Annotated in this window: 12 protein-coding genes and 1 pseudogene; 6 read left to right on the top strand and 7 right to left on the bottom strand. The window is 45.2% G+C overall.

Features of this window, described 5'->3' with window-relative positions; translation table 11 throughout:
• Positions 1-243 precede the first annotated feature (243 nt).
• Together AB4482_RS09640 and AB4482_RS09635 are read left to right on the top strand one after the other, a co-directional pair.
• Complete coding sequence (locus AB4482_RS09640; protein WP_372131368.1) at positions 244-708, top strand: DUF2850 domain-containing protein; 465 nt, start codon at positions 244-246, stop codon at positions 706-708.
• A gap of 398 nt (positions 709-1,106) precedes the next feature.
• Positions 1,107-3,647, top strand: a complete 2,541-nt coding sequence (locus AB4482_RS09635) for a glycosyl hydrolase family 18 protein (protein ID WP_171733667.1) — start codon at positions 1,107-1,109, stop codon at positions 3,645-3,647.
• Positions 3,648-3,791: 144 nt separating this feature from the next.
• Here the strand turns inward: AB4482_RS09635 and AB4482_RS09630 are convergent, their stop codons facing one another.
• Positions 3,792-4,640, bottom strand: a complete 849-nt coding sequence (locus AB4482_RS09630; protein ID WP_372131366.1) for an alpha/beta hydrolase — start codon at positions 4,638-4,640, stop codon at positions 3,792-3,794.
• Between the two features lie 192 nt (positions 4,641-4,832).
• Entirely contained in the window at positions 4,833-5,426 is a 594-nt protein-coding gene (locus tag AB4482_RS09625; RefSeq protein WP_017067240.1) for a TetR/AcrR family transcriptional regulator, read from the bottom strand.
• A gap of 161 nt (positions 5,427-5,587) precedes the next feature.
• Here AB4482_RS09625 and AB4482_RS09620 point away from each other — a divergent pair, with 161 nt between their 5' ends.
• Both AB4482_RS09620 and AB4482_RS09615 read left to right on the top strand, forming a co-directional pair.
• Positions 5,588-6,544 (top strand): AEC family transporter, encoded by a 957-nt coding sequence (locus AB4482_RS09620; RefSeq protein ID WP_017072390.1) that lies wholly within the window; start codon positions 5,588-5,590, stop codon positions 6,542-6,544.
• Positions 6,545-6,667: 123 nt separating this feature from the next.
• Positions 6,668-7,708, top strand: a complete 1,041-nt coding sequence (locus AB4482_RS09615) for an acyltransferase (RefSeq protein WP_372131364.1) — start codon at positions 6,668-6,670, stop codon at positions 7,706-7,708.
• A 125-nt stretch (positions 7,709-7,833) separates the two neighbouring features.
• Here the strand turns inward: AB4482_RS09615 and AB4482_RS09610 are convergent, their stop codons facing one another.
• Positions 7,834-8,712 (bottom strand): 6-carboxytetrahydropterin synthase, encoded by an 879-nt coding sequence (locus AB4482_RS09610; protein ID WP_104216219.1) that lies wholly within the window; start codon positions 8,710-8,712, stop codon positions 7,834-7,836.
• Positions 8,713-8,944: 232 nt separating this feature from the next.
• A pseudogene (locus AB4482_RS09605) lies at positions 8,945-9,399 on the bottom strand (helix-turn-helix domain-containing protein).
• A 110-nt stretch (positions 9,400-9,509) separates the two neighbouring features.
• On the opposite strand from AB4482_RS09605, the gene AB4482_RS09600 reads away from it, so the two are divergent.
• Positions 9,510-9,986, top strand: a complete 477-nt coding sequence (locus AB4482_RS09600; protein ID WP_017067245.1) for a YHS domain-containing (seleno)protein — start codon at positions 9,510-9,512, stop codon at positions 9,984-9,986.
• Here the strand turns inward: AB4482_RS09600 and AB4482_RS09595 are convergent.
• The gene (locus tag AB4482_RS09595) at positions 9,983-10,105 is read right to left on the bottom strand and encodes a hypothetical protein (protein WP_017061529.1); all 123 of its coding nucleotides are present in this window, start codon (positions 10,103-10,105) and stop codon (positions 9,983-9,985) included. The two genes, AB4482_RS09600 and AB4482_RS09595, sit on opposite strands and share 4 nt — an antisense overlap.
• A gap of 49 nt (positions 10,106-10,154) precedes the next feature.
• Here AB4482_RS09595 and AB4482_RS09590 point away from each other — a divergent pair, with 49 nt between their 5' ends.
• The gene (locus AB4482_RS09590) at positions 10,155-10,790 is read left to right on the top strand and encodes an START domain-containing protein (RefSeq protein WP_102398472.1); all 636 of its coding nucleotides are present in this window, start codon (positions 10,155-10,157) and stop codon (positions 10,788-10,790) included.
• Positions 10,791-10,832: 42 nt separating this feature from the next.
• On the opposite strand, the gene AB4482_RS09585 is transcribed toward AB4482_RS09590, so the two are convergent.
• Positions 10,833-11,357, bottom strand: a complete 525-nt coding sequence (locus tag AB4482_RS09585) for a hypothetical protein (RefSeq protein WP_017067247.1) — start codon at positions 11,355-11,357, stop codon at positions 10,833-10,835.
• An 8-nt stretch (positions 11,358-11,365) separates the two neighbouring features.
• Complete coding sequence (locus AB4482_RS09580) at positions 11,366-11,752, bottom strand: MAPEG family protein (RefSeq protein ID WP_017061526.1); 387 nt, start codon at positions 11,750-11,752, stop codon at positions 11,366-11,368.
• Positions 11,753-12,348: the final 596 nt, after the last annotated feature.

Genomic DNA, 12,348 nt, shown 5'->3' with positions numbered 1-12,348 from the left:
TAGGTGATAATTGTTTTAACCAATTCGAGACTTTCCTACAAGAAATAAATACGCATAGCTTAAGCATTTCTGGAGTTCGCTTTCATTGATAGCGTAAATACTGAGGAGCAAGGCTAAAAACCACTAACGCAACCACATTTATTAGAACATTCGATCCTGCTTCTAACTCTTAGAACAATTTTTGCAAACTAAGGTTTTAATTAATAGAATCTAAAACAATATCAGTCGAAAAATGAAGAGATAATGGCAAAAAAGCCGACTAAAAGCAGAGATCTATTTGCCAACTCGTTACTCTACGGCTTCCTATTAGCTGGCTTTATGGTTGCCCTCACCGCCGGCTATTTTGCTTACCAAGCCCACCAGCAATCTGTCAGCCCAAGCAACGTCTATGGCACATGGATAGAGATTGCGGCGCCACCTTACAACACCGACATCCTGACACTTTCAGAAAACGGTGTGATGATGAATCATCGTCTTATCACTACCTCATTCGATTTTGACGGGAAGATCGTCACGATCAACACTGGCTCTGGAACCACCGTTTACACCATCAGTGGTACTTACGATTCGCCTCGCTTAAAGCGATTAGAGCCAAGCGTACCATCTCAGCAATTTATTAAAGAAGGCTACGAAGATACTGCGACTGGTGATACCCATAGTGTCATGCAACAACGACGCACTTCCTTAGCTGAGCAATTCAAAAGATAACCCTCTTATCCATACTGCCATAAGCATTCGTCTTCAAGTTTACCCGTCGATCGACCCCGCTCGCTCAACATACTTCACTTTGTGATTCAGCTTCAATCCACAGTATTTTCTTATAGTTTGTCGCACCTTTTCATAACTTCATGTCGTGAATTTACACTTGTGAGATTTTCCTACTGAAGGATGTTTTATTTTATAAAACATGGACTCAGCCTCTCATTCATTAAGCAACAGAATTGTAACAAGATACAATTTTTTAGTTGTCCATCGAAAACGGATTTATTTTCAGTTATGAAATTAAAACTCTCTCGAATACTGACTGGGAAGCTCCTTCAAAACTGATTGGAGCCGTTTATGGGGCCATTGGGTTCTCGTAATCTTCAAGGAATGAGAGAAATAGTATGATTCGTATAAATACCTGTGCTGCAAGCATTGCTCTAGCGCTATCTGGTACAGCATTAGCTGCTCCAACAGCACCTAGCATCGACATGTACGGTTCCAACAACCTGCAATTTTCTAAAATTGAACTCGCGATGGAAACCACCTCTGGCTACAACCAGATGGTTAAATATCACGACAAAGCAAAAGTCGACGTTAAGTTCAACCAATGGAGCGGAACGTCAGGAAACACGTACAACATCTACTTTGATGGCGTTAAAGTAGCCACTGGCCCAATCACTGGCAGCCAAACCACGGCTTCATTCGAATATGGCCAAGGCGGCTTATTCGAAATGGAAATAGAAGCGTGTGACGAAACAGGTTGTAGCAAAAGCGCACCCGCTAAAATCACGATTGCCGATACAGATGGCGCACACTTAGCGCCACTTGCGATGAATGTGGATCCGAACAACAAGTCATACAACACAGATCCAAATACGGTAGTCGGTACTTACTTTGTAGAGTGGGGTATTTACGGCCGTGATTACACCGTTGATAACCTACCCGCTGACAACTTAACCCATATCCTTTATGGCTTCATCCCAATTTGTGGTCCGAACGAATCAGTTAAATCAGTAGGCGGTAACAGCTACAACGCACTCATGACAGCTTGTCAGGGTGTTAACGATTACGAAGTGGTGATTCATGACCCTTGGGCGGCTTTCCAGAAAAGCTTCCCTCAAGCGGGACACGAATACAGCTCACCGATCAAGGGTAACTACGCAATGATGATGGCGCTCAAACAGCGTAATCCTGATTTGAAGATCATCCCATCGATTGGTGGCTGGACGCTGTCTGACCCGTTCTTTGATTTCACAACTAAAGCCAACCGTGACACCTTTGTAGCGTCTGTTAAGAAATTCCTTAACACATGGAAATTCTACGACGGTGTGGATATCGATTGGGAATTCCCTGGTGGTGGCGGTGCTGCTCCAGACCTTGGTGATCCTGTAAATGACGGCCCAGCTTACATTGCACTGATGGCAGAACTTCGCGTGATGCTAGATGAGCTAGAAGCGGAAAACGGTCGTACTTACGAGCTCACTTCTGCGATCGGTGTTGGTCACGATAAGATTGAAGACGTGAACTACGGCGATGCTATCCAATACATGGATTACATCTTCGCAATGACTTACGACTTCTACGGCGGTTGGAACAACGTGTTAGGTCACCAAACAGCACTAAACTGCGGTAACTTCATGCGTCCTGGTCAATGTGATGGCACAGGCCTTGATGAAAATGGCGAACAATACACAGGCCCAGCTTACACCACAGACAACGGCATCCAACTGTTGCTTGAGCAAGGTGTTCCAGCGAACAAGCTTGTGGTTGGTACAGCGATGTACGGTCGTGGTTGGGAAGGCGTATTACCATCATCACTCACCGATCCGAGCGACCCAATGACTGGCGTTGGTAACGGCAAACTGAAAGGCAGCTCTGCGCAAGGCGTATGGGAAGATGGCGTTATTGATTACAAAGGCATTAAAGCAAACATGCTTGGCGCGAATAACCAAGGCATCAACGGCTTCGAATATGGCTATGACGAAATGGCAGAAGCGCCTTACGTTTGGAACCGCACTTCAGGTCAGCTAATCACATTTGATGATGATCGCTCTGTAAAAGCAAAAGGCGCGTACGTTCGTAGCCTTGGCCTTGCGGGTCTATTCTCTTGGGAAATTGATGCAGATAACGGCGACATCCTGAATGCAATGCATGAAGGCCTAGCGGGCGGTACAACTGATCCTGTCAACCGCAAACCAACGGCAGCTGCAGGTACAGACCAATCGGTTGAAGGCCCAGCTTCTGTTTCTCTAGATGGCAGCGCTTCAAAAGACAGCGATGGTACAATCGCGAGCTACGCTTGGTCTCAAGTCGGCGGTACAGCAGTAACACTGGCGAACGCTAATGCTGCGGTTGCGAGCTTCGATGTTGTTGAAGTCGCTCAGCAAGAAACACTAACCTTCAGCCTAACGGTAACGGACAACGAAGGTGCTACTTCTACTGACACCGTTGTTGTAACAGTAAGCCCTAAAGATACAGGCCCAGTAAACACAGCACCAGTAGCAGTGGTTACGGCTCCGGCTGAAGTTAATGCGGGTGATGTAGTCGTGGTTGATGCTTCGGCTTCAAGCGATGCAGACCAAGACACATTGACCTTCACATGGGATGTACCTGCTGGTATTGATGCAACGGTTCAAGGTTCTTCAGTGAGCTTTGTCGCAGCGGAATACACGAAAGATACAACGCTGAACTTCTCTGTAACAGTCAGCGATGGCACAGAGACATCGGTAGCAGCTACTTCAGTGAAAGTTCTTAAGAAAACCACAGGCGGCGGTACGTGTACTAACGCTTGGGATTCAGGCGCGGTTTACACTGGTGGCGACCAAGTGACTCAAGGCGGTAAGGTTTGGGAAGCGAAATGGTGGACAACCGGTGAAGATCCAACAACGACAGGCCAATGGGGCGTGTGGAAAGAGATCGGCCCAGCAAGCTGTGCTAACTAAAAATAGGATTGAGCTAAACACCAACTAAGCACCTAAAAGCAAGGCCAACCAGATAATGTCTGGTTGGCCTTTTTAATGTTTGTTTTCTTAGCTTTGAGCTTACGATCTTTTTACTGGCGTCCTACTGACTTGCGCTCGTTGTGCTTAGCCAATTAAGTTATCAAAGCTCTCGAACACTTGTGGGCACTTCATTACTCGCCCGTGGCCCTGTCCTTGAGTCGCAATTAAAGTAACGCGACCCATTTCATTAGCCGCACGCTGAGACACATCAAACTTAGTAAACTTGTCTTGCTCATCATGAACGATGATCGTCTGAGACTCACGAAGCGCTAGCTTTCCATAAGGATCAACAGACTGAATTGGGTAATTAAATTGCTCTTCCACTTCACCGACTACCGCCTCAAAAAGCTTCATTGAGTAACCAGAACGCGCGACGCTGCCAAATAGGTTTTCTAGATAATCCAATACAGGTGCAATCAGCAATAATGGCTTGTTTTCCAATTTAATGTGCTTACATTCCAACGCAGAAGCGGTACCCATGCTGTGACCTACTAAGCCTGCCACTTCGCCAACCGAATCTAGAATCGCTTCCAAGCCATTCACAAACGCAGGGATATGACCATGAACACCATCACTACCACCATGAGCTGGATGATCGTAAGCCAGAGCCGTAAAGCCTTTGGCTGCGATATGTTCCATAAGAGGAAAGAACTGACTCGCCGTACCAGACCAACCATGAGTCAGCACCCAAACTGGACCTGTACCCAGAGAGTACGTTTTTAGCACGCCATCACGGCCTTTGATTTCACTCTTAATCAACCCTTGTGGATCAGCGTTTTTCTGCTCAGTACGCATTGGAGTGAGCAGCAACTTACGTGCTGTTTTCTTCGCATGACTCGGCGCTAGGATGTAATGAAGATTGGTTGTTGCGCCAATTAAGCTGCGCTTGAAGCTGAATTTGTTCGATGTATTAAAGTAGATTTTGTCACTCATGACCGCTCCTTGTATCGCCATCATCATTGGCGGATCGAGCTCGGCCCTGAAAATCGAACGACCGTGCTATTTGTTAGTATAAAAAATGACGATAGCGCTGTTTATGATTGCTTGCCGCCACTTCTGTTAAAATCTTTTGCAAACCTTAGTTAAGCAAAGTCACATGATTTGCGAGTTAACCTGCTGTATGTATTAAACCGCTCTCCAACTGGCTACCAAGCGCTCGACACCACTCCAAAAATGGGTGTGGCTCGCTTGTTGGCCTCGTAACGAGTAGAACAAGTTCGCACTCAAATAAAGACCGTATAACTCGAAGGTTGCCTGTTTCGGGTCTAAATCGGCTCTGAACTGTTTGCTCTCAACCGCTTTTGCTACCTGAATCGTCAAGTAGTCAATCCACACTGAAATGGTTTTCTGCAGTGCTTTCTGAATCACAGACGTTTCACTGCCCGCATCTTTCCATGCATCAATAAACATGCAACTGCCTTGGAATGAATGGTTCCAGCCCAACCAATTGTCAAGCAGCTGTTTCAATTTCGCTTCAATATCACCATCTCCCAGCTCTCTTGCGGGAATGATGACTCTTTCGGTGAATATGGCGTTGGAATACTCCAGTACAGAGAGTTGCAGGTTTTCTTTAGAGTTGAAGTGTGCAAACAAGCCACTCTTAGACATGCCACACTGTTTGGCTAATTCGCCAATCGTCAAACTCTCAAGCCCGTTTTCACTCGCAAGTGCGAATGCATGACTCAAAATATACTCTTTGGTTATCTTTCCTTTACTCATTATTCACCAAGGATAAATCTGATACGTTATTTTTAGCACGTTCGTTCTTTTTTTCAAAGATTTTTACTTATCTATTGGGATTCAATTTCTCTTCTCAAAGAATTGTGGAAAAATGCGACAGTATTCAAAGGAAATTGAAATCGACTAACAAAGGAAAAACAATGAACACACTTTGGGAACAGTTTGCGTTTTCGGCGTCAGTAACAGGCCCTATCTGTTTAATGCTGTTTCTTGGTGTGATGCTCAAACGAATCGGCTTAATCAACGACAATTTCATTGATGTCGCATCTAAGGTGGTCTTTCAAGTCACCCTACCCGCGATGCTATTTCTGAGTATTGTTCAATCGAATCACAACTTTTCAGCCAGTAGCGCGTTAGTTGCCTTTGGCGTCATCGCTAACTTTATCTTTTTCTTGTTCACGATTTTCTCGACCAAGTTAGTATTTAAAGGTTCGAAAGATCAAGGTGTGATTGTCCAAGGTGGATTCCGCGCTAATACCGCGATCATCGGCCTCGCCTATGTAGCTAATATTTATGGTAACCAAGGCGTGGCATTGGCGGCTATCTATGTCGCATCCCTAACCGTGCTATATAACATTCAAGCCGTAATTGCACTGACACCCAAAGGCGAAGACACAGGCGCGAAAGCGATTAAAGTGATCGCTAAGTCGATTACCAAAAACCCATTGATCATCGCTATTTTCTTAGCGGTCGTCTTCTATGCACTTTCGATTCCTATCCCAAAAATGGTCACTGATGCTGGTCAATATTTTGCCAACATGACGTTGCCTTTAGCACTGCTGTGTACCGGTGGGTCGCTCGATATCAGCTCGCTCAAACAAGAAAAGTTATCGACGTGGTTTGCCTCTAGCTACAAGTTAATTGCCTCACCGTTACTGATTACATTGGCGGCTGGGTACTTAGGATTTGAAGGGCTCGATCTCGGGCTTATCTTCTTGATGAGCGCGGCACCAACGGCAGCGGCAAGCTACGTTATGGCTCGTGCGATGGGAGGAAACTCAACACTGGCGGCTAACATCATCGCGCTTACTACTGTTGTTTCTCTTATCACTTGTACTCTCGGTATTTTTGTACTTACTGCAATGGATTTAATATAGCTGCGACAGGCTTCAAAAAACCGACACTAGCCTTGAAACAAAGGTCATAAGCCTTGATTTAGGACTAACTGGTTAGGCATAAAGACTGCTAGATTTCGTAAAAATTTTACTAAGAGATCTGATATGTCTTCCGTTCAACATACGCCTTCACAACACATCGCCAGTATCGAGTTAGGCCGAGTGATTGCTATCTTGGCGATCATTGGTTTACACGGTCAAATGGCACTCACTTATTGGCAAATAGATGAAGTGCCTTGGATCGGTTATGTACTCAACCAAACCGCTCGTTTTGCGGTACCTCTGTTTTTCCTAATTTCCGGTTATCTTATTCAGCCCAAGCTGACTGCCTCCCCGTGGCAAACCGTCATTAATTACTCTAAACCACTGCTTAAGGTTTGGTTAGCATGGAGCATCATTTGCTTAGTGATGCCATTCAACCTCGCGAAGGTAGAAGAGTTTGGTTACCTAGGTGAGCGCCAAGGCTATTGGGGCTTTTTAATGAACACGCCACTTAACTCTTTCTTAGAGGGTGGATTGGTTCATTTATGGTTTATTCCCGCTCTCGTATGTGCAGTTTTGATCATTGCTTTGATAGTCGAAATGAAACTCGACAAACTGCTATTACCAGCGGCCATTGTACTTTACGTTTATGGTGTTTTAGCGGGCAGCTACGCAACGCTAGCCGGGTTAGAAGCACCTTTCTTCACGCGTAATGGCCCGTTCTTTAGCACGTTAATGGTGACCTTAGGTTTCCTTATTCGTCAGAATCAATGGAAGGTGTCATCAACTAAAGCGTTGGGGTTATTAGCGTTAGGCATGTTGATTCATTTTGCTGAGGCATCATGGCTCACCACGTTCGACGTCGGATTCAACATGAATGATTTCTTGTTTGGCACGGCGCTATGGGGGATGGGCGTGTTCATGTGGCTTTTAGCAAATCCAAACATGGGTAACTACGCTTGGGTTCGCGCCATTTCAAATCGCATGCTAGGTATCTACGTCAGCCATTTGCTGATCATTATCGTGTTGTTCAATGTCTGTGGAGTTTTAGGCATTACGGAATTGGCAAAAGACGTTACGGTTTTTTTTGGCACCGTATTGTTGAGCTTCGGGTTGGTTGTTGGAATCGAAAAAACACCACTGCGACGTGTGCTGCTTCGTTAGTGTTTGTGCCTAACATCATCAGCTAAATCAGTTTTAAAGAGTCACAAAAAATAAAGGCAAGATAACGGATTATCTTGCCTTTATTTCATCATGTCAGTAATGAGACTGTGTCACTCGCTGGAGTGTTATCGGAACGCCATTGCGCCCTTGCCAACACCTTCATAAGCGACGATTTGTAGTGATTGGTTCTCTGCTAGGCTCGGTTCAACTTGATCCGCGATATAGCCAGCAAGTAATTCCACCGTGGTATCTGTCGGTAAAATTTCCGTCTCACTCTTAGCAATCGCTAGCTCAAATTCGCCTTGTGGCGCGGTGTAGCGGAAGCCATAGTGACTTTCATCATTAACACTGTTCGCGTTTTCACTCAGGTTAAGTGATGAAACTGAAACTTGGTCTTCTTTAGAACCTAAATAAATGTCTTCCCAACGCTGAGCAAATGCTTGTTCACGTTGCCCGTCACGCTGACCATCGACCACGATTTCTACTGGAGAACGGTGACCATGCGCGATGCGTTGGCAGTTGCCATCATGCTTTTTTAAACCATGGGTGTAGTGGTAGAACGCGCCATTAATGTTCTCATGACGTAGGGTGATCTCTAACCCTGTGACGTTACTTGGTAGGTTATCGCGAAGAATATTGTAAACGTGTGCGGTCACACTCTCGATGGTGATCGCTTCTGCATCAATGAGGCAATATGCTTCATCAGGGCAATGTAGATGAAGACTCTTGTCACCACGCAACACATCAACCTTAGAGTAGCCCGCTTTGCTCGCTTGAAGAACAATTGCAGCGCTCTGCATTGGCAGCAGCAAACGATGATCAACATGCTCATCGACAAGCTGTTTGATCTGCTTTTTGACCTTGCTAAAATCCAGCACCATGCTCATTTCATTAAGTTCACCAGACATGGTGACATCTAAAATCCAACTATCTCCTACGACCCCTCTGTGTTCACAGATGTATGAAGAATCGATAACGGTAAGGTCTCTTACAAATAGGTTCAAGTTGAACTCCTTAATACTTTAATGAGATACGGGAGGCTGAATAATGTTCAGCAGGCACTTCGTCTCATTGGTGTCTAGATAAAATAGGACGGGCAGGATGTTACAACGAGCTTATAAAGTCCACCTTTTTACACCCTCTTCCGATAAAAGAACAAACTACATACAATTTCCGCTAAAACATAGACCAGCCAGATACGAATAGCCATAAATCGGGTGGGGATTGCCTGCCGTTTCACGACGCATTTTGCTTTAGCCAAAGGCGCGGCGACACTCCGGCAACATGTTGAAAAGCACGTGAGAATCCTGAATAGCTATTGTAACCCACTTCATCAGCGACCCAATTGATCGGCTTATTTTGCAATAACAGAGATTGAGCAACAGAGACTCGCCACTTTTGCACATAATCTCCCGGCGTTTCACCCACTTCCCGTTTGAACGCTTCAATAAACTGAGTACGAGACATCGCGGCCAGTGACGCCATTTCGGCAAATAAACAATGCAAGGCTGCGACAAATGCCTGTGTTCCGTGTGAGCGCTAGACAAGCTCAACTCCCCCGCGCTCAATACATGAAGGTGGCCCTCTTTACCTTGTTGCGCGTTAAATGACGATACTCCACACAGGTTTCCAGAATAGAAAACGCCAGTGCGTATCGAGAAGTGTTCCATTAGTTGTGAAAGCAGATCCATGCATCCTCCGAACGATTCGCTTAGTTTTTAGTTCTTTTGTCCCTCTATAGACCGGACGAGTGGGCTAAATTATTTCAAACAAGATAACCAACACTGACAAGGAACTTGATATGTCACACATGAAATCGACCAGTCAAAAAATCACTCTAATGGCCGCGTTACTAGGCACCAGCTTTTCGTTAATGGCAGCAGACCTTGATATGAGTGTCGACAGCAATAACCTCGCAATTAAAGGCTATGATCCTGTCGCTTACTTTGCCAATGAAGGTCCAGTAAAAGGCACATCTGAGTTCACAGCGACCTATAAGAATGCGATCTATAACTTTGCGAGCAGTGAAAACAGAGATGAATTTCGAGCCAATCCAGAAGCCTATGCCCCTCAATATGGCGGTTACTGCGCGTTTGGAGTAGCCATGGGTAAGAAGTTTGAAACCGACCCTCTCGCTTGGAAGGTGGAAGATGGAAAGTTGTATCTGAACTTAGACAAATCGGTTCAGAAACGCTGGCTGGAGAATACACAAGAGTTCATCCAAGACGCCAACAGCAACTGGACAACCATCAAAACCGTAGAAGCCTATAAGCTCTAGCCTACAGCGCTTATCCATTGCCCAAGAATAAAACGGAAGCGACCGAACGCTTCCGTTTTCATTGGGATTTTCCCCAAAGAGGCCAACCCAAAGCGATTGGCAACACCTACTAAGTCCATTTCTATTCTATACTCCTAGCAGATAAGCTTTTCTTTTTATGGAAGAATAATGACATTACCTAAGATTTTGGTACTCGGCCTCTGCGCCCTATCGACACTGACTTATGCCAACCCATGGCAGTTCGTCAAAAGTGAAGATGGCATCATGATTGATAAAAGGCCACACAGCGAAGGCTTGGTCGAAATACGAGCACAGATGCAAACGCCCACCACTTACTCCGGTTTTTTACTGTTATTGGAAGACAGTGAGAACGTGCCAAACTGGATAGATAATGTATCGCAAAGCCGTGTGTTGATGCAGATATCTGAAGATGAAAACATCGTCTATACCCAATTCAAAGCACCGTGGCCTGCCAGAGATCGAGACATGGTGACCTACTCAAAATACAGCATTGAAGATGGTCAGTTTGTCTTGTCGATAAAGGATGCGTCGAACTATTTGGCGAAAGAGTCGGGGTACATTCGAATCTACGATGTGGACGCTCTTTGGACGCTGCAACCGCTGACTAATGGCAATACCTACATCACCTACACCGCGTATGCGAACGCAGGTGGCATCTTGCCAAATTGGTTGATGAACAAGTTATCGATAGGCAGTGCACTGAGCACGTTTAAGGGGCTAAAAGAACAGTTACCAAAGTACCAAGGCCAACAGCACCCTAACCTGCCAAACGAGTCTCGCTAACGGTACAAGTCGATAAGTAAATGAACGAAGTAAGGTTAAAGATTAAGGTCTTCTAGCGAGATCGCGAGCTAAGATAAGCGCCAAGCCAAATACTTGAAGAAACAGGGCGATGTTCTTATAGAAAGCCATTTTCTCATCAAGCCTTTGGATTAACTCAACCAAGGTCAGGTTATCCAAATAGTAATCATCGATTCGAGTTCGTTGCGCTTCTTGTGCACTGTTTATCAGCATCATCAGTTTCGGTAAGTGAGCCAAAGAGATACTTGGCACTTCGCTACTCACCCAACGCCTAAGTTGCCCACGCAGTGCTTCGTCGAGAACCGTGGTCGGCTGCACCGTTTCTAGTTTATCAAGGTGAATCAAAATCGCTTCACGCTTGCGCTCTAGGGTTTCAATCGTATTCCAAGCAAGCTGTATTGAGTACACATTGCCGTATTTGCGATCGTTGTACTCCGCTTTCTCAGCTTCAATTTTATCGAGCACCAAGCTCGACATGACAATCGCCATGATGTTGAGTATCAAGCCTGCGAGGACAATCGCCCAAGCAGGAGGAAGACGCAACGCCATAATGCTCCCTAGAACATTTTATCAAAAGGTAGGTAAGCTAAGTTTAGGACAATCAAAGAGATCATGCAGATAAGCGTTAACACCATACCCACTTTTCGACCTTTGAAGTTCTTCGCTAAGATCCCTTTCGCATGAATCACACGCCCCAGAATAAACGCCACACCAATGACATGAATCAGCCACACACCGGCGCCATTCATCTCTAACAATCCCATCAAAATAACGGTGATTGGGATGTAATCCATAGCATTACTTTGTGCCGAACGTGCTATCTGTAACGACTCGACACCGCCATCAGCATGAGCAACAAGATTGATTCGCCTTTGCTTGATCACCTCTATTGCTAACCAAATCATTACGATCGTCAGCAAGGCTGCGTAAAGTGCTGTAACCATCATATTTCCCTATTATTTTGTGTTTACTCAGTGTTCTTTGTTATCTGTTCGACAACACCCGCCGAGATAAAATGAAAATCGCACCCGAGTACTTGTAAGAGATCTCTCACACCGAACGTAAGAGATCACAATCAAGCTTCGCAGAAAATTCCTAAAATACAAACCCAAGCCCTTGTTTTGTATGAATCCACGCATATTTCTTTCGATCAGTGGGTACATTTATTTCTTAGGGTGGATTGTGAGCAAAGCCTCTGCAGTGTTTAATACACATGTCGACAGGGAGTTGGCAGGAACAGGAAAAAGCCTAACGGATTAGGTATCTTCAGGATGAAGATTTGATGGCTTAGGATGAGTTATCAGCAAGGAAGTTATGCTCTAGGATAGAGTCGCTTATCAGGATGATGAGTTTGCAAGGACACCGCTAGGACGGCGATGAATTGGATAGGTTAAAGGATTTAGCCACGTCAAGGAACGATGCAGGGAGCACCAGTTACCTATTGAAAGATAAGTAACGCGCAGTAGCAGGATGGCTACGAAAAGAATAGACCCCGTTTGGTGAAAGCCAAACGGGGTTTCCTTTTTTGTAACGTCTGAAA

This window comes from Vibrio sp. 10N.222.55.C7, from assembly GCF_041473335.1.
Classification (GTDB): Bacteria; Pseudomonadota; Gammaproteobacteria; order Enterobacterales; family Vibrionaceae; genus Vibrio; species Vibrio crassostreae_C.
The sequence above is the reverse complement of the archived record's forward strand: the minus strand, read 5'-3'. Positions and strand labels throughout refer to the sequence as shown.

Coding starts and splice junctions, on each gene's coding strand:
- AB4482_RS09640 (WP_372131368.1), top strand. CDS start 244: ATGGCAAAAAAGCCGACTAAAAGCAGAGATCTATTTGCCAACTCGTTA.
- AB4482_RS09635 (WP_171733667.1), top strand. CDS start 1,107: ATGATTCGTATAAATACCTGTGCTGCAAGCATTGCTCTAGCGCTATCT.
- AB4482_RS09630 (WP_372131366.1), bottom strand. CDS start 4,640: ATGAGTGACAAAATCTACTTTAATACATCGAACAAATTCAGCTTCAAG.
- AB4482_RS09625 (WP_017067240.1), bottom strand. CDS start 5,426: ATGAGTAAAGGAAAGATAACCAAAGAGTATATTTTGAGTCATGCATTC.
- AB4482_RS09620 (WP_017072390.1), top strand. CDS start 5,588: ATGAACACACTTTGGGAACAGTTTGCGTTTTCGGCGTCAGTAACAGGC.
- AB4482_RS09615 (WP_372131364.1), top strand. CDS start 6,668: ATGTCTTCCGTTCAACATACGCCTTCACAACACATCGCCAGTATCGAG.
- AB4482_RS09600 (WP_017067245.1), top strand. CDS start 9,510: ATGTCACACATGAAATCGACCAGTCAAAAAATCACTCTAATGGCCGCG.
- AB4482_RS09595 (WP_017061529.1), bottom strand. CDS start 10,105: ATGGACTTAGTAGGTGTTGCCAATCGCTTTGGGTTGGCCTCTTTGGGG.
- AB4482_RS09590 (WP_102398472.1), top strand. CDS start 10,155: ATGACATTACCTAAGATTTTGGTACTCGGCCTCTGCGCCCTATCGACA.
- AB4482_RS09585 (WP_017067247.1), bottom strand. CDS start 11,357: ATGGCGTTGCGTCTTCCTCCTGCTTGGGCGATTGTCCTCGCAGGCTTG.
- AB4482_RS09580 (WP_017061526.1), bottom strand. CDS start 11,752: ATGGTTACAGCACTTTACGCAGCCTTGCTGACGATCGTAATGATTTGG.